This is a genomic window from Paenibacillus sp. 7541 (genome assembly GCF_002276395.1).
GTDB lineage: Bacteria > Bacillota > Bacilli > Paenibacillales > Paenibacillaceae > Paenibacillus_AQ > Paenibacillus_AQ campinasensis.
This window is the reverse complement of sequence record NZ_NQLZ01000036.1, coordinates 1-18,196: the sequence shown is the minus strand read 5'-3', so window position 1 is coordinate 18,196 and position 18,196 is coordinate 1. Positions and strand designations below refer to the sequence as shown.

The 18,196-nt window shown below is 56.1% G+C and carries 13 protein-coding genes; 4 read left to right on the top strand and 9 right to left on the bottom strand.

Annotation, left to right across the window (positions count from 1 at the left end; genetic code table 11):
- Window positions 1-139: 139 nt before the first annotated feature.
- The 6 genes from CHH75_RS20320 to CHH75_RS20295 form a co-directional block, all read right to left on the bottom strand.
- On the bottom strand, window positions 140-862 hold the full coding sequence (locus tag CHH75_RS20320) for a DUF1961 family protein (RefSeq protein ID WP_095399050.1): 723 nt from the start codon (window positions 860-862) through the stop codon (window positions 140-142).
- 114 nt (window positions 863-976) lie between these two features.
- Entirely contained in the window at window positions 977-3,634 is a 2,658-nt protein-coding gene (locus CHH75_RS20315; protein WP_095399070.1) for an exo-rhamnogalacturonan lyase family protein, read from the bottom strand.
- A 227-nt stretch (window positions 3,635-3,861) separates the two neighbouring features.
- Entirely contained in the window at window positions 3,862-6,216 is a 2,355-nt protein-coding gene (locus tag CHH75_RS20310) for a cache domain-containing protein (protein WP_095399049.1), read from the bottom strand.
- Between the two features lie 364 nt (window positions 6,217-6,580).
- A complete protein-coding gene (locus CHH75_RS20305; RefSeq protein WP_095399069.1) occupies window positions 6,581-8,128 on the bottom strand; it encodes an extracellular solute-binding protein in 1,548 nt (515 codons plus the stop codon).
- Window positions 8,129-8,320: 192 nt separating this feature from the next.
- The gene (locus CHH75_RS20300) at window positions 8,321-9,202 is read right to left on the bottom strand and encodes a carbohydrate ABC transporter permease (RefSeq protein ID WP_095399048.1); all 882 of its coding nucleotides are present in this window, start codon (window positions 9,200-9,202) and stop codon (window positions 8,321-8,323) included.
- A gap of 15 nt (window positions 9,203-9,217) precedes the next feature.
- Entirely contained in the window at window positions 9,218-10,198 is a 981-nt protein-coding gene (locus CHH75_RS20295) for an ABC transporter permease (protein WP_413773590.1), read from the bottom strand.
- Window positions 10,199-10,254: 56 nt separating this feature from the next.
- Here CHH75_RS20295 and CHH75_RS20290 point away from each other — a divergent pair, with 56 nt between their 5' ends.
- From CHH75_RS20290 to CHH75_RS20280, 3 genes are all read left to right on the top strand, one after another.
- Entirely contained in the window at window positions 10,255-10,476 is a 222-nt protein-coding gene (locus CHH75_RS20290) for a hypothetical protein (protein WP_095399047.1), read from the top strand.
- Window positions 10,477-10,512: 36 nt separating this feature from the next.
- Complete coding sequence (locus CHH75_RS20285) at window positions 10,513-10,923, top strand: VOC family protein (RefSeq protein WP_095264559.1); 411 nt, start codon at window positions 10,513-10,515, stop codon at window positions 10,921-10,923.
- A 556-nt stretch (window positions 10,924-11,479) separates the two neighbouring features.
- The gene (locus CHH75_RS20280) at window positions 11,480-12,994 is read left to right on the top strand and encodes an MDR family MFS transporter (protein ID WP_095264558.1); all 1,515 of its coding nucleotides are present in this window, start codon (window positions 11,480-11,482) and stop codon (window positions 12,992-12,994) included.
- A gap of 127 nt (window positions 12,995-13,121) precedes the next feature.
- On the opposite strand, the gene CHH75_RS20275 is transcribed toward CHH75_RS20280, so the two are convergent.
- The 3 genes from CHH75_RS20275 to CHH75_RS20265 form a co-directional block, all read right to left on the bottom strand.
- A complete protein-coding gene (locus CHH75_RS20275; RefSeq protein ID WP_095264557.1) occupies window positions 13,122-13,952 on the bottom strand; it encodes an aldo/keto reductase in 831 nt (276 codons plus the stop codon).
- A 149-nt stretch (window positions 13,953-14,101) separates the two neighbouring features.
- A complete protein-coding gene (locus CHH75_RS20270; protein ID WP_095264556.1) occupies window positions 14,102-14,473 on the bottom strand; it encodes a hypothetical protein in 372 nt (123 codons plus the stop codon).
- A 102-nt stretch (window positions 14,474-14,575) separates the two neighbouring features.
- Window positions 14,576-15,160, bottom strand: coding sequence for a nitroreductase family protein (locus CHH75_RS20265; protein WP_095399046.1), 585 nt, complete (start codon window positions 15,158-15,160; stop codon window positions 14,576-14,578).
- A 338-nt stretch (window positions 15,161-15,498) separates the two neighbouring features.
- On the opposite strand from CHH75_RS20265, the gene CHH75_RS20260 reads away from it, so the two are divergent.
- Window positions 15,499-17,541, top strand: coding sequence for an alpha/beta hydrolase family protein (locus tag CHH75_RS20260; RefSeq protein WP_095399045.1), 2,043 nt, complete (start codon window positions 15,499-15,501; stop codon window positions 17,539-17,541).
- The last annotated feature ends 655 nt before the right edge of the window (window positions 17,542-18,196 follow it).

The window sequence follows — 18,196 nt, the reverse complement described above, 5'->3', positions numbered from 1 at the left end:
CTCATCCTCCTTCATTCGTTGGAATTCGTTGTATGAATCGCATGTGTGTTCGTGGGACCAGAAGTTATGCCTCTCAAGCACCCGCAGTACTTAAACCGTTGAACGCTCAAATACGCCAAGTTCCCCTTACCCTATGCCTCTATGTCACCTCATAGACTGTCAGATTGGCGTATTCCGCTATGAGCGGGGCCATCTGGCGGAACCCGACTCTCCCTCCCGCCAGCGGCGGGCCATAACGGGCCCCGTCATCCATCCAGGAGAACACCTGCAGTCCGTTAACAGAGAACGTCACCTGTGCGCCTTGCTTGAGCGCCAGCAGCCGGTACGGCCCTGCGGCATCGGCCGTGCCCGGGATCGGGTCGGCCCCCTGGGCAACGAGGTGAAAGCCGTAACTTTTGCGGAGATTGCATGTATGAAAGCTTCGCTCCTCCGGCCACCGCCGCCGAAAATAGGAAATATGCAGCGCATGCATCTCTCCATGATGATACTGCTCATACACTCCCGTTCTTGGCGCCAGTACAGGATCGAACAGATCCCGCCCCCCGGCGCCTACAGCCGCCAGAAACATAATAGCAAGCCCGGGCTCGCGGATCGGCCAAAACTCCCATGTAATAGCAATATCAGGCGGGAACTCCTCCGGGCACCAATATACAAAGTTAGCCTTCTGGCCTTCCTCCGCCTGACGGACACTTTCCAGGCGCATCCTCCCCAGCGGAAAAGTAACCGCCCCCGCCCCCTCCATCCGGAAGCCAGCGATGCACTCCGGAGACTGGAGCGGATTATGATACAGGAGCTTCCAATTGTCAGGTACCGCTTGGTGTGCCTGAGATGATGAATGATCCGTTTCGTATGGGGTATCCATGCAGCTCCGCCTCCCTTAACAAGTTGAAACGACCGGCGATACGCATGCGGTGTGATCGGTGATACCCCATGCTGGTGCAGTGGGCGGCACACAGGTTGATGCGACCGGCTGCGTTTATGCCCGGCTAAGCTGATCCGCCAAAGCCGCCGCTTCCTCCAGCTTCTCCGGCAGCGAATTGCCGATCAGCTCCAGGCTGATGATCGTGTTCAGCGACCACTGCGAGGCTTCGTTCGTATTCATCCAGTCAATTTCCCGCAGCTCCCGTACATGGGTTACCAGCTGCTCCTTCTCTTTCAGATCGGTCTGGCCGAACGGATTGCCAAGCAGAATCGACCAGCAGCGCGCCGCCGTTGCGGCATGGTTGCGGTAATAGGCTCCGTAAGCGGCGATGGCCACGCTCAGCACCGGGTGCTCGAACCGCAGCGGCTCGCCGGTGATCACGCCATTGGTCAGCGCTGATTTCTCCTCGGATGGCAGGTTGTAGAATACGCCGAACTCAGCCAGCATATCCTCCCATTCCGGGTCCTCCAGCATTTCGGCCAGCTCGAACCACACCTGCGGTCCGCCCATGCAGATCGCCAGATGGCGGCCCCAGTTGTCATCGCCCATGCCCGTCAGCACTCCCGTCTTCGGATCGTAACCATACGTCGGGCCTGACAGTAGCCGGAAATTCGCCTGCTTGATGCTGTTGATGCCGGTTATGATTTTGTTCCTGTAAGCCGTGTCGCCATGCCGCTCCCACCAGGTCATCCAGTTCGAGCTGAACGCTGCCCAATCCGGCCCCACCCGAATGTGCGTCGGGAATTCATCCTTGGGAAAATAAGCGCGCATCGGGTCCAGCGTGACCGTAGCGTAATCCGCGTCTCTGACTTCGTCCATGATATCGCCGATCCGCTCGTCGGCCGTCAGGTAGTAGTAATAACGGTGCAGGCCTGCCATAGCAATTCTCGCTTCCTTGCAGCCACAGCCCCAGTGCACCACATTATGCCTGGAGCCAAGCCCGGCGTATTCTCCAAAATGGTACACGTCCACCTCGCTCGTATGCCGCGTCATCGCCTCTGCCAGCCGGAACACGTCTTCCCTTCCGGAGCGGAGGAACATGTACCAGAGCCACATATTCGGCGCAAGCTCCGTGTTCTGCCAGGCACAGCCCCCTAAATCGTAATTCCACACATGCCGAACCGGATCATAGCTGTGCATGAAATCGCCATAATCCCAGAAGCCGTACCATCTGCGCTGCTCCACCTCACGCTGGTAGTAAGCGATAATGCCATCGAGCCGGTCCTCCAGATAAGCCTTTACCGGCGTGCTGCGATCCGGCAGGCTCCACGGCCCAAAAGCCCGGGTATCGTGATAATGCTCCGGGGTGCATACCAGCTGCGGCGGACGCGCAGCCGCTTCGGCCATCCGCCGCAGCTCGTCCTCCCCGGGTGTATCGGCCGTGCACCACAGCATTAGCTCGTGGGTATTCGCAATCCCATACGGCGTGGCACGCAGCTCCTCTGCCCCTTCATAGGCGGATTCCACATGCGTCTTCGTATCGTAATGTCGCAGATCCATGCGCGGCGCTTCCGGCGACCAGAACCAGGCGGTGAAGCGGGCGCTGCCACCCGCCGGAACCGTTGCTGCTTCCACTTCCAGCCCGGCCGGATGCTTCTGCCAGAAATCCTTCATCCCGACCGATAGCCCCCCGCCTTCGCCGCCCAGATACCCGATGCCGCATGCCCGCCTTCCTTCCGCTGCCTTCACCGCACTGCAGCCTGCTTGCGTCCGCTTCGAGATCCGGTAATGATCGGCGGAGGCTTGCACTAGGCTGAAGCTGTCCCACTGCGCCGAATCATCCAGCAGCCCGAGGAAGTAGGCATCGTCCTCCGGCGTGAAGCTCACGATGCTCCCTGCCGTCTGATCCCGATACAACGCCAGATAACGGCCTTTGGTACGGCGGGTATGGAGCGACTTCGGTGACTCGCTGAATATCCCCGTATCCCCGCCGAACCGGATATGCCGATTGTACAGTTCACCTCGCATCGGGACGCTAAACACCATCCCGAGCCCCCGAATATAATCCTCCGCCGGGTTGCCGTCATAGTGAAAGGTATGGACCATCCGGATCGAGTCCAGCCCAGCATAGAAATACAGCCGCAGCGAATACGGCAGCCAGGCGCGAGATCCGCTCCGGGAGCGATGCCTTCCCTCCAGCTTGATCACCGCCCGTACGGGCCCTGCCTGCTCCAGCTTCGCCCGCAGCGTCTCCCCTTCAAAGCGCTCCTGCTGCAGCGTCATAAGCCCGGTGACGCCGCTCTCCTTCTCCCGGATCGCGACAAGCCGCCCGCCGCTGCAGATTTCGCGGCCTTCCCGGACGATGCGGTCGATGATCCCCGGCCCCTGCTTAGGCACGCGGCAGGTGATCACCCCGGTATCGACGATGTATACCTCCGGCGTATCGCGCACCAGCACGCCCCGGCGGCCGGCCTCGGGCTTATCCAAGGCCCCTTCCGGCGCTGAAGCCAAGGCCAGCCTGTAGCCGGAGGGAGCCGGGCGCTGGCATACCGCTGCATGCGCCGACCATTTGATGCTGCCGTCAGGCCAGAAGGCAGCCGGCCAGCTCTGCACCTGATGCCGCTCGGGCTCGCCGGACGCCTCCTCCAGCTGCAGGAGTGCAAGCTGCTGCTTAGACAACTCCCCTTTTTTCCATGGAACTCCCCATGTTACACCGGTCGCCACCCCCGGCTGTGTCAGCCAACGCAGATCGATGGATACTGGCGAAACCATTCGTGCCTTCATCCCTATCATCTCCCGTCTCAGAGTCGTACCCCCAGTGTAGAAGGCCCCGGGCTTGCAGGCAATTGGACTTTCTTGCGCATACCGCCGTGCGGTGCGGCCCTTTGCTTGCACATTTTTATCCGCTTTGGACATTATTGTCCGGTGGATTTCGGGATCGTTCAGCCTGACTCCGGACAAAAAAATAACCGGCGCTATGTGCCGGCCATCGCTGCAATCTATGGAGAGGACATACCGTCATACTGGCTCAGCTCCCGGTATTGGGTCGGGGTGATGCCCTCTTGTTTTTTGAATATCCGGTTAAAATAGCTGTGCTGATACCCCACCTGCCCGGCCACGTCGCATATGCGCATCCCCGTGTCCCGAAGCAGCTCCTTCGCTTTGTCCATCCGCAGTCCGGTCAAATAATCGATGAAGTTCTTGCCGGTCACCTGCTTGAAGGCTTTGCTCAGGAAGAACGGGTTCGTCCCGATATGATCGGCACAGCTGTCCAGCGAAATATCCTGCATATAGTGCTGCTGCATGTAAATCATCGCCTGTTCGATGAGCATCTTGACGCCGCCGTCTGCCCGGTCGGCCAGCTCCTGCATATACGGAGACACCACCTTCTCCCGGAACCAGCTTCCGATCAGCTCGGGCTCCCGGATTTCCGACAGCGCCTCGTACATGTTGACGCCCTTGAACAGTCTGCCCGGCTGAATCCCGGACACCATCATCGCATGCTGAACGCTGCCCAGTAGATGCAGCATGCCCTGCTGCACCTCCATCGCTTTCGCACCGCCCGCTCCAAGAACGGCCAGAAATTCGTCCAGAATCCGGAAGGCCTCCTCCCGCTGCCCTGTCCGCAGCGCCTGGATCAGCTCCCGCTCCAGCGTGAAGGAATACCGCGGCTCGGTATCGTAAACCCCGTCCCGGTCCAGCTCGCTCATGTCGATCAGCTGATTGTCGCTCCCGAACAGCCGATGGCTTGCCGCCTGCTGCGCGGCCTCGAATACGAGCGGAATCTCGCTGACCCGGGTCACGGGCGGGCTAAAGGCGGCGGTAACTCTCAGCCTCAGTATGCGGTTGATCGTATCCGTCAGCTCCCCGCCGAAGCGAAGCACCTTCTCCCGGATGGGCGGGCCGCTCGGAAGAATGAGCAATAGACCGGCTGTAAGGTCATGAAAGTTGATCACGTCCGATTGGCCGAACTGCTGCTCTGCCAGCTCGCGGACGATATTCGCGGATGCGTAGGAGACGAGCCCCTCGTCTCCGGTCTGGAACTTGCCGTCCAGCCGGGTCATTCCGGACAGCTGTATATACATCACCACCAGACAGTGGTCATCCAGCGTCCATTTGAAATGCGCCATCCGGCTGCGCAGCTCCTGCTCCGAATAGGCGGACAGATATCCGAGCAGCAGCTGGTGCAAGAAGCTCTCCTTCACATGCGGCAGCTGTTCGGTCAGCTTCCGCTGCAGGTCATGGCTCTCCCAGTGCAGATGCTGCCACTGCCGCTCGATCAGCGTGAATTCGTCGTCCCGGCCGCCGGCGTTCATCTGCTCAGGCAGCAGCTGCTGCAGCAGTCTTCTTACCGGGGAGTACATTTTGCGGGAAGCCAGCCAGGACAGAATGCCGGCCACGATCAGGGCGCTGGCGCTGACGGCGAAGATCAGCTTCGATATGAACACAACCGGCATCGTAATGCTGCTGATCGGCGCGGCCGACACATAGTTCCAGTCCGCCGCAATCCGGGAGAACGAGCCGTAGGTTACCGTATACGTCGCGCCGTCCCAGTTCATGAAGAAGGATGTCCTGCTCCCCGCCTCCCGCGCCGCGATGCTGCTTCGCAGCGCCGTCACCAGCGCCCCATCGCTGCCGCTGCCGCTGGCCGAGGCGAACAGCTCGCCCCCGGTCTCCACCAGGAACGTCTCGCCGTCATTGTACGGCGTCATCGTCCGCAGCATGGCTGCAACCTTCTGCGGGTCCATGCGTATCAGCAGCGCGCCGAACGGCTGCTGGCTTCCGCCGGGGATATGATGGACCAGCGTCAGCTCCTTCACCGCCGGACGCTTCGGGTCAAATACCCACTCGGTCCAGTACATGCTCTGCTCACTCTCCAGCAGCCTGCCGTATTGGCGACTAAGCTCGCCCAAGGCGATCTCCCCGTACTCGGGATTGAACAGAATCGGCTGCTCCTCGGCCAGATACAGCTCCACTTGCTTCACCATCGTATTGGAGCCCTGCATGACCAGCAGCGTCTTCGTAATGTCCCGCGACCGTTCGAAGGCTAGCTTGAAATCAAGACCGCTGAGGCTGTAATCAAACTTGGGATCAAACGCCCAGTGCGCCAGCATCAGTTCCAGATTCGAGAGCTGTTCATTAATGTTGGCCGCCCGCTGTTCAATCTGGTCATGATGCATCTTGAGCAGCTCCGCTTCGAGGCGCCCTCCCGCCATCCAATACAGCAGCCCGGCCGTAATCAGCCCCGGGATGGCAGAGACCACGAGCATCATGATCAGGCTGCTGCGATAATATTTTCCCCCGCGATGGAACAGCCGGCGGGGCTTCAACTGCTGCAGGCTCAGGATTCGCATGCTCTCACCAACCGAAATGATTTTTTGAGGACTTCTATCATCCTAACCAATAATCACCGACTTTTCCTTCTATTGCATAATTAGAATGTAAACGCATTCAATTTGAAATACAAGGTTTTTTCCGCTTCTTTTTTTGTTTGATCGGAGATTTGTCCGGAGATTTAATCAGAGTTTTAATCAGAGATTTGTTCAGGGAACCGAGAAATGACGGTACAGAAAGAAGGCTCTTCCGTACCGTCATGATTCAGCGATATCGATGGCTCAGGCTGCAACAGGGAAAGGCCCCTGCACCTGGCTGGCTGCGAGGCAGACCAGCTGCCCTGCCTGATGCAGCTATGAATGGGTGTATATTTAGGAATATTGGTTAAGGCGCGGCCTGACTGTACAGCTCGTTCATCTCCTCAATCAGCTCGCTTCCGCCGGTGTTGCGCCATACTTGGAATGCCGATTGCAGCCCGGCCTCATCGATCTGTCCGACGATATACTTGATCCGGGCATCATTGATGATGTTATCAAGCTGCGCGCCCTTCTGCGTGTATACGGTGGAGATGAACGGCTCGGCCGGATTGCTGACAATGAACTCCTCGTTAGCCCTCTGCACTTCCTCCTGCTTAATCCGAAGCGGTGTCTGCTTCACCTTCCGCCCCTGGTCCATCGGTATAAAGGTCAGCATCTGGTTCAGCCCCTCCACCTCCGATTCCAGCAGCACCGTATCCTTAACCGGCACAACATGCTCGCCCTCCAGCGTGTAGTGCGTCCCTTCCAGGCCGAAGCCGAGCAAGGTCTGCAGCTCCGGCTCATTCAGCTGGTCCAGGAAGGCCAGCACCCGCTTGAACTCCTCCTCGCTCTTGACCGTCGATTTCGGGATGGCCAGCATGCCGGCGAACCCGGAGGTTGGCAGTGTGCGCAGCTGTCCATCGTTTCCGGCAACAGCGCCCACTACATCCATGTAGTGCTCGCCTTCCGGAAGCTCCTTTCCTTCCTGGGCAGCCGCGGCCTTGATTCGGTCATCAATCCGGGCCGCAGTATCCACGACGTCGACAATGACCCCGGCCGTGCCGTTTACAACCGGATCATTCCACTTGGCGCTGTCCATCACGGCAAAATCCGCATTAATCAGCTTCTCGTCATACAGCTTCTTCATGAATTGAAGCGCTTCCACATACTCCGGGAATTCATGCTCCGGCATAAGCTTGCCGTCCTGAAGACCCCATTTGTTCGGGACACCGAACCACAGCTTCATAATATCGAAGCCGCTGGCCCATTGACCGGTCCATTTGACCAGCACCATGCCGTACGTGTCGTCCTTGCCATTTCCGTCAGGGTCTTGTTCCTTAAAAGCCTTCAGCACATTATAGAAGTCATCGATCGTTTGCGGCGGCTCAAGCCCGACATTCTCCAGCCAGTCCTTGCGGAACACCACCCCGTTACGGCCCAGCACGCGGCCGCGGTAGATGCCGTAATTCTTCCCTTCAATCGAGGAGTTTCGGAGAATGACTTCATTGGCCTGGCTCAGGTTCGGGTAATCCTTCAGATAAGGCCCCACTTCCCAGAAGGCTCCGGATTTGGCCGCGCTGACAAAGCTGGATGCCTTAGCATCCGGAACGTACATAATGGTCGGCAGCTTGCCTGAGGCCAGCGTAATATTAAACTTGTCAGTATAGGATGCATTCGGCACCCATTCCAGATGAATGCGGGTGTTGGTCCGCTGTTCAAGCTCTGCTACGACCGGGCTTCCGTCCTTGGGATAATTCGTCTTGAAGATCGGAAGCATGATCGTCAGGTTCAGCGGTTCCTCCGTCTGCTCACCTTCATTCGGCGTAGGCTCGTTCGCGGAGCCCGGGGTTTCGGTCGCCGCAGGCGCTGATCCGCCGCATCCGGCCACCAGCAGCAGGACCATGGCCAGCAGCATGGCCAGCCAGCTTCTTCTGTTCCATCGTTGCTTCACTTGTCCTTGATACCTCCTTCTTATTTCGGAAAAAGTTGGATATAGTTACACCGACAGCTGTTCCGGCACTCGCAGCCATAAGGCCGGGGCAGGGCACGGACAGGACCGGTGCAGTTCCCTCAAGCTGAATTGATGAAGACGCTGAGCTGCAATACGCTAGCCCTTGATCGACCCGAGCAGCACCCCTTTGGCAAAATGCTTCTGCAAGAACGGATACACACACAGGATCGGCAGCGTACCAACCACGATGACCGCCATCTTGACCGACTGCTCCGGCGGCGGCACAAAGCTCGGGTCCATCGACGTGATGTCCCCGGCCGACTGGGACAGCATGACAATCTGGCGAAGCATGACCTGCAGCGGCCATTTCTCCGGATCATTGATATAGAGCAGCGCCGAGAAGAAGTTGTTCCAGTGGCCCACCGCGTAAAACAGCGTAAAGGTCGCAAGCACGGGCTTCGAGAGCGGAAGCACGATTCTCCACAGCAGCCCCAGCTCGTTGCAGCCGTCAATCCGGGCGGCCTCCTCCAGCCCCGGCGGAAGCTCCTGGAAGAAATTTTTGACAATGATGAGGTTAAAGGCACTGATGGCGCCCGGAATAATTAAGGCGTTCAAGGAGTCGAGCAGATTCAAGTCCCGAATGACCAGATACGTCGGTATCATTCCGCCGCCAAACAGCATCGTGAAGATGACCAGGTTGAGAATGAGATTGCGGCCCATCAAGCCTCGCCGGGCGAGCGGATAAGCCATCGTCACCGTAAAGATCAGGTTGACGATCGTTCCCACCACCGTGACATATACCGACACCCCGATGCTGCGCAGGATCGTGTCTGTGGAGAAGATGAATCGATACGCATCCATGGAGAAGGTGGAGGGAATCAGGAACACGGCTCTTTTGGTAATTTCGGCATCAGTGGCAAAGGAGCCGGACAGGACAAAAATAAACGGAAGCACCGCCAGCAGGCCGAACAAGCCGAGGAAGACGTAGTTAAGCAGATCGAAGACGGTGCCGCCCGCGGTTCTGTAATGCTTCGTCACCGCATTCCCTCCTTTCTAATAGAGTCCAGACTCGCCGAATTTTTTGGCCAGCCAGTTGGTGCCGACCACGAGAATGACGCCGATCACCGATTTAAACAGGCCGACCGCCGTACTGTAGCTGAACGCCCCTTGCGTGATGCCAAGCGTGTACACATAGGTGTCAAACACTTCAGCGACCTCACGGTTGAGCGCATTCATCATCAGGAAGATCTGTTCAAACCCGTTATCGAGAATGGAGCCCATCCGCAAAATGAGCAAAATGACAATCGTGCTTCGGATCGCCGGCAGCGTAATATGCCATATCTGCCTCCAGCGGTTCGCTCCGTCCACAATCGCCGCTTCGTACTGCTCCATATCGACGCCCGCCAGCGCCGCCAGGAAGATGATCGTTCCCCATCCGCTCTCCTTCCAGATCGTCTGGATAATGATCAGCGGCCGGAACCAGTCCGGATCGGACAGAAATTCGATCTTCCTCCCTGTAAACGCATACAACAATTCGTTGATGACGCCGCCTTCGGTGGTCAGCAGCACATAGGTGAGGCTGGCCACGATAACCATCGAGATAAAATGCGGAACATACAGCATCGTCTGGATCGCTCTTTTGTAAAAGGAACGCCGGATTTCGTTCAGAAGAATCGCCAGGATGATCGGGGCAGGAAAGAAAAACACAAGATTGTACAAGGACAGGATCAGCGTGTTGCGCAGCAGCATATAGAAGTCCGGATTTTGAAAGAACACCCGGAAATGCTCGAAGCCTACCCAAGGGCTGTTCCAGAACCCGACAAAGGGCTGATAATCCTTGAAGGCCAGCAGCACGCCCCACATCGGCACATATTTGAATATCAGGAAGTACAGCAGGCCGGGAATTAGCAAAATGTACAGCCATTTATCCCTTCTCAGCCGTCGTAGCTTCACCCCCCGGGGCGTGCCCGGCCCCTTGCTTGTCTTAAAGCGCTCCCCGTTCACAGCGGCCTTCGGCGCTGCGGCTTGATTCACCTCATTCACCTCCGTATTCTAAAAGCGCTGGTTGTTGTTCTGATGTAGATTTTATTATGGGTCAGCAGGCATTTTCCGGCAATTGGACTTTCTTGCTATTCGCAGAAAATGCCGCCGCGCAGGGTCCGCTCAAAAAAGTGCAAACCGGCCAAAACAATGCTAACGGCGAGCAACCTCCAGGGATTGACGTTGTCACTAGAGGCGGTTGTCAAAATGTATTGGAAGCGGATACAGTTAAAGGTACAATAGGAAGCAGGGATATGCCGATGATGGTGTAAACAGCCCTAGCGTTTACCTTTGGGAGGGGATATAGGATGAAGATCAAGCAAATTGCGCACCTGGCCTTTGATGTGGCCGATATGGAGCAGTCGCTGCATTTTTACTGTGATGTGCTGGGGTTCACCCGGGCCTTCGATATTCGGGATGATCAAGGCAATCCATGGATTGAGTATATTAAGGTGACGGAAGGACAGTTTGTGGAGCTGTTTTACGGCGGACGCGACAAACCAGCCGCCCCTCCTCGCCCGGTCGGTTTCTCGCACTTGTGCCTGGAGGTGGAGGATATCCATGAGACGGCAGAACACCTGCGGCGCCATGGCGTGAAGCTGGATGTGGAGCCGGTGAAGGGAAAGGATCACAATTGGCAATGCTGGGCCAAGGACCCGGACGGCAACCGGATCGAATTTATGCAGCTTGATCCCAGCTCACCGCAGATGAACTGCTGAGCAGTAGTTAAACGCCAACTGATCGCACATAGACTGCTGGGCAAGCATTCAAGATCAACGGTTGGCTGAAAGTGGTCAGCACCGGACGCCAGAGATGAACTGCTGAATAGCAGCTCTTACATCGGCGCAGATGGACTGCCGAATAACAGCTCTAACATTGGTCGCTGATGGACTGCTGAATAGCAGCTCTAACACCGGTCGCAGATGAACTGCCGAATAGCAGCTCTAACATTGGTCGCTGATGGGCTGACGAATGTTGGCGGGTTGACGACTGCCACCATGCGGGGTGCCCCCGTGCCCGCTCCCGCGCCTTGAAGAGCGCGTTGAGGGGGCACATTGTCAACCGCCCGTACTAGGAAGTCAATGCAAGAATCCGCTCCTTCGGCTGCGGGTTCTTTTTTACTTCTACGACGGCCTCCCGCCTCCAGCTGCTTGCTGTGCTGCCCTTCGGAACCCACCTTGCCAACATCTGTTAATCGAACTACAATATAAACATCGTGACGTTATGTACGTTTTGAAATATACAACCCTGAGACATTAAAGGAGCATCCATTACATGAATGCACAGCAAAGCAATATTAAGCTTGTCGTTGCCGGGCTATTGCTTGGTATTTTTATGGCCGCCATCGACAATACCATCGTCGCGACGGCCATGCCCACCATCGTTCGGGATCTGCAAGGTTTTGAACAGTTCGTCTGGGTGACATCTGTGTATATGGTAGCCGTGATGGCAGGAACGCCGATCTTCGGCAAGCTATCCGACATGTACGGTCGGAAGCGATTCTTTATATTCGGGCTGATCGTGTTTCTGATCGGTTCGGCGCTGTGCGGAATGGCCGGGAGTATGACACAGCTCATTATATTCCGCGCCATCCAGGGCATCGGGGGCGGAGCGCTCATGCCGATTGCCTTCACGATTGTATTCGACCTGTTTCCGCCAGAGAAGCGCGGGAAGATGACCGGCCTGCTCGGCGCCGTCTTCGGCACCTCCAGCATTATGGGGCCGCTGCTCGGCGCGTTTATTACCGACAGCATTGGCTGGGAGTGGATTTTTTACGTCAATGTGCCGATCGGGATCATCTCTTTCATCCTGATTCTGACCGCATACAAGGAGACGGTCTCGAAACGGAAGCTGCGCATTGACTGGACTGGGGCTACCACGCTTGTCGGCGCTGTCGTCTGCCTGATGTTCGGGCTGGAGCTCGGCGGCCACACGTTTGCATGGGATTCTCCGCAAATTATAGGCCTGTTCGCCGGGTTCGTGCTCCTGTTCCTTGTGTTTCTGTTTGCCGAGACCCGCGCCAGCGAACCGATCATTTCCTTCGAGATGTTCCGCAAGCGGCTGTTCGCTTCCAGCAACCTGGTCGCCTTATGTTACGGTGCAGCCTTTATCGTGGCTACCATCTACATCCCGATCTTCGTCTCCGGCGTCTATGGCGGCTCAGCCACCAATGCCGGACTCATCCTGATGCCGATGATGCTGGGCAGCGTGGCCGGAAGCCAGGGAGGCGGCCTGCTGGCCACCCGAATCCCGTTCCGGAGCATTATGCTCCTGTCGGTGGCCTGCTTTATTGCCGGCATATTCTGCCTCAGCACCATCGGACCGGAAACGCCGAGACTGCTGCTCACCGCCTATATGGTGCTGACCGGCTTCGGCGTCGGCTTCTCGTTCTCTGTCCTGAGCATGGCCGCCATCCATAACTTCGATGCCCGGCAGCGCGGTGCAGCCACATCGGCGAACTCGTTCCTGCGCTCGCTTGGGATGACGGTTGGCATCACCGTCTTCGGCATCATTCAGCGCAACATCCTGAGCGGGACAATGGCCGATGCAGCCGCCGCTGGCAGCTGGCCGGAAGGGCTTAACGTCAGCGCCGATGACGTGCTTACGCCGGAAGTGATGGCGACGATTCCGCCGGACATCCGCCAGCAAATTGTCACCTCGCTCGCCGGCTCGATTGCGGATACGTTTATGTGGGCCCTTGTACCGGCAGTTCTGGCGCTCGTCTTCATTCTGATGATGGGCGGCGAGCGGGTCACGGTGCAGCGTAAAGCCAAGCAGGCCCCGAATTAAACCGAGGGGCTGGCAAAGCCGCATCCCCTGATCAATGTAGAACGGTGCACGTCCCTTATAATAGAAAAGCGAGCGTGACCTGACATCAGGTTGCGCTCGCTTTTTTCTATACATCGATGGTCTTCAATTAGAACAGGAATTCGCTCGGATTCGGACCAAAGCGCTTGTTCTCGTTCAGGCTGTCAATTCGGGCCATATCTTCTGCGGACAGTTCAAAATCGAAAATGTCAGCATTTTCCCGAATCCGATGCTCTTTGATCGATTTCGGAATGACGATGATGCCGTTCTGAATGTCCCAGCGCAGGATGACCTGAGCGATGGTCTTGTTGTACTTCTGGGCGATCTCAGCCAGCACCGGCTGATCCAGGTTGCCCTGCATGAGCGGGCTCCACGCCTCAAGCACAATGTTGTTCTCCTTGGCATACTGCAGCAGTTCCTTCTGGGAAAGCAGCGGATGCAGTTCCACCTGGTTCACCACCGGAACGACGCCGGAATCCTCAATAATATCTTGCAGGTGATGAACATGGAAGTTGCTGACGCCGATAGAACGGACGTAGCCTTCTTGTTGCAGGTGGATCAGCGCCTTCCATGTTTCCTTATATTTATCCTTGCCAGGCCAGTGAATGAGGTACAGATCAATCACATCCAGCCCCAGCTTCTTGCGGCTGGTCTCGAAGGCCTTCAGCGTCTTGTCGTAACCCTGGTCTTCGTTCCACACCTTCGTGGTGATGAACAGCTCATCCCGGGAAACACCGGATTCCCGAATGGCTTGTCCTACGCCTTCTTCATTTCCGTAGATGGCAGCTGTATCGATACTGCGGTATCCGGCAGCAATTGCCGATTTGACGGCATGGATTACCTCTTCTCCCTCTTTGGTCTTCCATACGCCAAGACCCAGCCATGGCATAGCCACCCCGTCATTCAGCGTAGGTCCGGCAGTAAATGGTTGATTGGCCATTCTGAAAATCCCTCCTGGTTTATGTAAATCTCAAGAAAGGCGGCACGAAAGCCGCCTCCTCAAGTATATCAAATTCCTATTATTCCGCTCAAGTTGACATGATATACATTCCAAACCGATACAAGCAAGCCAACACGGCTCCCTGCAGGCTACAGTCTGCGTCTGAATATCCCGAAAGTCAAAAGCCCGCACGCCACCATAAACAGGTACGGTCCTGCCCCGGCTCCCCTGACGGTCTCTCCGAAGAAATCAACCGTCTTGGAATTAACAAACATGGCCGTGAAGATGACGGCTAGAAGGGCAAGTATATATCCGACCAGTTTATTTAATGGCTTGTCACGCAGCACCTGCACAAGCGGATAGATAAAGCACAGAAAAAAGAACACGCCTCCTTGAGCAAAGCCGTTCTCCGTCGCGATCCCAATGTCCAGCCAATTAAAGAACAAGGAAATCAGCGCTATGCCGGACGCAATAAATATGAACTTGCCCCCGAGGTCCCACTCGTTGAATCGAAGCTTCACAAACTACACTCCCCTTGGTATGTCTGTTGCCAACAAGGCGGATGCCTTCCGGCAAAACTTAGGGTTTATTATACCGAAAAGCAGCCGCTAAGGATAGACGGATTACAGATCCGCCGTGCTGTTCAGCCACACCGTTTTGCTGGCGGCGCTTTGTCTGCGCCCCGGCTTCGGCTCCATGTCAGGATAGCCGAGGTAGAGGAAGCCCAGCAGCTTGTCATCCGGCTGCAGCCCGAATGCCTTGTTCATCAGCTCATGGAAGCAAGGCTCCCCTGTTCTCCATACCGCTGCGAGTCCAAGTGCATGGATTTCAAGCAGCATGTTCTGGATAGCGGCAAACACCGCGCCATATTCCTCCAACTCAATCACCTTCGGATCCTTCGACGGCTGGACTGCCACACCGATGACAACCGGTGCCCGGTAAGCCTTAATGCGTCCCGACTCCCTAGCGGCCGCGATCGCTGCTTCGCTTGTGTCGCCGGCATTCGCGGCCTGAATATCGCCGAGTGCATTGCCCAGAATATCGCGTCCTTCCCCTTGCATGACATAAAACTTCCAAGGCTCCGTAAGCTTGTGGTTCGGTGCCCATGTTCCGGCTTCCACAATTTGTTCTATCATCTCTTGAGGCACTTGGTCGGGCTTGACTTTACCAATACTCCGACGCGTGCGGATCGCTTCACTAACGTTCATCTTCCGATTCCTCCTCTATGATCATGGTTCCATTGTACTCCTAATTGAGAGTCTATCTCAATTATAACAAATAGATGGAACGACTGCGCTCTCTCGGAGAAAATAACAGACCCTGATTCGATGCCCGCACCGTAAGATTAGATCTTTGTAATAATTGACCCCTTGATAATTAATCTGCTGAATTTCTTACAGCCTAAATTCTGATATCCCGTAATATGTAAGCATGATGATAGACATAATGAACAAGCGATCGTTTACCCCTGCACTTTTCTCTGGATTTTCGTACCATAATCTAGCATAATGAGATTTAACCTTAACCAAGATTAGGAGGAACCCTTATGACTGCGAAACGACTGATCACCCCAGAAGACTTGTATCGGATGCACTGGGTTAACGACCCCGTCGTCTCTCCCGCTAGTGGAGCGATTGCTTATGTACATAAATCGGTCAAGAAGGAGATTGACGGCTATACCTCCCATATTCGCCTGCTTCACCCGGATAACCATAAGGATACTCCTTTCACTTCCGGCGAGAATGACTCCTCGCCTGCCTGGTCCCCAGACGGATCTCAGCTTGCCTTCCTGCGGAAGAAAGGCGACAAGCCACAAGTATGGACGATCCCTGCTGACGGCGGGGAAGCGCGCCCTGTAACCGATCTGAAATACGGCGTCAGCGCTTTTAAATGGTCGCCGGATGGAACGCAGCTGCTCGTCCGAAGCGAGGTATCCGAATCGGATGGCACCGACCAGGACCAGAACACAAGCAACGCGAATAACAGTAACGACAACAACGGAAATAACGGAAACAACGGGAGCAAGAAGCTGCCTGAAGAGGCGATCTACGACCGGATTAAATATAAAGGCGACGGCATCGGCCTGTGGAATGGCCGCCGCGCTCATCTATTTCTTATTAACCTGGCAACGGAAGAAAGCAAGCAGATCACTTCCGGCGAGTTCCAGGTGGGCAGCTTTGACTGGTCGCTTGATGGCTCCAGCGTCGCTTACACTGCCAGTATTTCGTCCGAGCAATATCCGGACCCGGATCTGCGCCTGACGAACGATGCGTTCATCCTGAATGTCCAGGACGGCTCCGTACGCCAGCTGACCGAAGGCACGCATTCCATCTACACGGTTGCTTATACGCCGGACGGACAGTCGCTGCTTATGCTTGCCAGCGATCTCTCCTGCGGATTCGCCACCTTGGCGCGCATTCATCTCATTGCCCTCGCAGACGGACAAGACCAGGTGCTGTACACCGATATGGATGTGCAGCTCGGACATGCTGCGGTCAGTGATATGAGAGCCAGTGCAGGCACGCCTCCACTGTTCAGCAAGGATGGCACATCGGTATACCTCCAGCTTAACCAGGATGGCGGTGTCCACATCGGCCGGTTCGCTCTGGATGGCTCCTCGTATGAGCTTGTGCTCGGCGGCGAACGTGAAATCTATCAGTTCGCCTTGACGCCGGAGGAGAATATTGTGTTTGCGGCGGCTGACCCGCTGCAGCCAGGCGACTTGTTCGCATATAGTGCATCCCTTAAGCAGGAGCAGCGGCTGACCAACTGCAACGAGGAACTGTGGAACGAGCTGAATTTAAGCGAGCCGGAGGTGTTCACGTTCCAGACCGGGGACGGCTGGACGATCCAAGGCTGGATGATGAAACCGACCGAGTTCACGGAGGGCAGCAAGGTGCCGGCCGTACTGGAGATCCACGGCGGTCCTCAAGCGATGTATGCCCATACATTCATGCATGAATTTCAGCTGCTTGCGGCTGCAGGCTATGCGGTAATCTACACCAACCCGCGCGGCGGGCACGGCTATGGGCAGGTTCATGTCAATACCGTACGCGGCGACTACGGTGGCCGGGATTACCATGATCTGATGGAAGCCGTCGATTATGTACTGAACACCTACTCCTTCGTGGACGCTTCACGCCTTGGCGTAACCGGCGGCAGCTACGGCGGCTTCATGACGAACTGGATCGTAGGCCATACAGATCGCTTCAAAGCTGCAGTAACTCAGCGCTCGATCTCGAACTGGATTTCCTTCTATGGGGTCAGCGACATCGGCTACAACTTTACCGAAGACCAAATTTGGGGCAACCCTTGGGACGATCTGGAGAAGTTGTGGAAGCATTCTCCGCTCGCCTACGTCAAGGAAATCAAGACCCCGCTGCTCATCCTGCACGGGGAGCAAGACCTGCGCTGTCCGATCGAGCAGGCCGAGCAGCTATTCACAGCCCTGAAGCGTCTGGGCAAGGACACCCAGCTGATCCGCTTCCCGGGAGCGGACCACAATCTGTCCCGAAGCGGTCATCCATACCTGCGCGTCAGACGTCTCAGCCATATCGTGCGCTGGTTTGTCGAGCATATTGAAAGATAAATAAGGAACTCATGATTTCATATCTATGATTAAAAGCGCCCCTGCCGAAATGTTCACTGGATGCGAGTTACTTGTCCAATGAGCGCGGCAGGGGCTTTGTCTGTTAGATACTTGCCAACTACTTGTCAACTACTTACCAACCTCAAGCCTTGCACCATTATCCCGTTTGATCAGGGAACGCAAAAAAGACAAAACAGAAGGTAAATACGCTGCCCGACCTATTCACTCGAAAGCTAATCTACAATTCAATACATCTCTCCTATTACAGGTTTGCTGTCGGTAGGATTGTTTGTGGATTTTCGCCGGTACCTTGGCATGCTGCTGTGAGGAAGAGGAAGAACAAAAACAAAAACGAATATACCGTAACTTCTACTTCAATCCAATGTCAAACCATCCAACCCTGTCAACACTTGCACTGTTTAACGCGGAAGTATGCGAATAATGTTCCACGAGCGAAATCCGACAGTCATATTCATCCTCCGCCCCCTCTCGTCAAACTATCCTCTCGCTTCCACCCTCTCGCATCCAGCCTTCGCTCAGGCTGCGGCTAAGGCGTTCTCTAAGGGCCGATCCGGCTGACGGGCGATCAGCTGGCAGTAGGAGAGGCCAGGGATCGCGATGCACATCTGCAGCAACTTCTGCCTCATCGACTCCG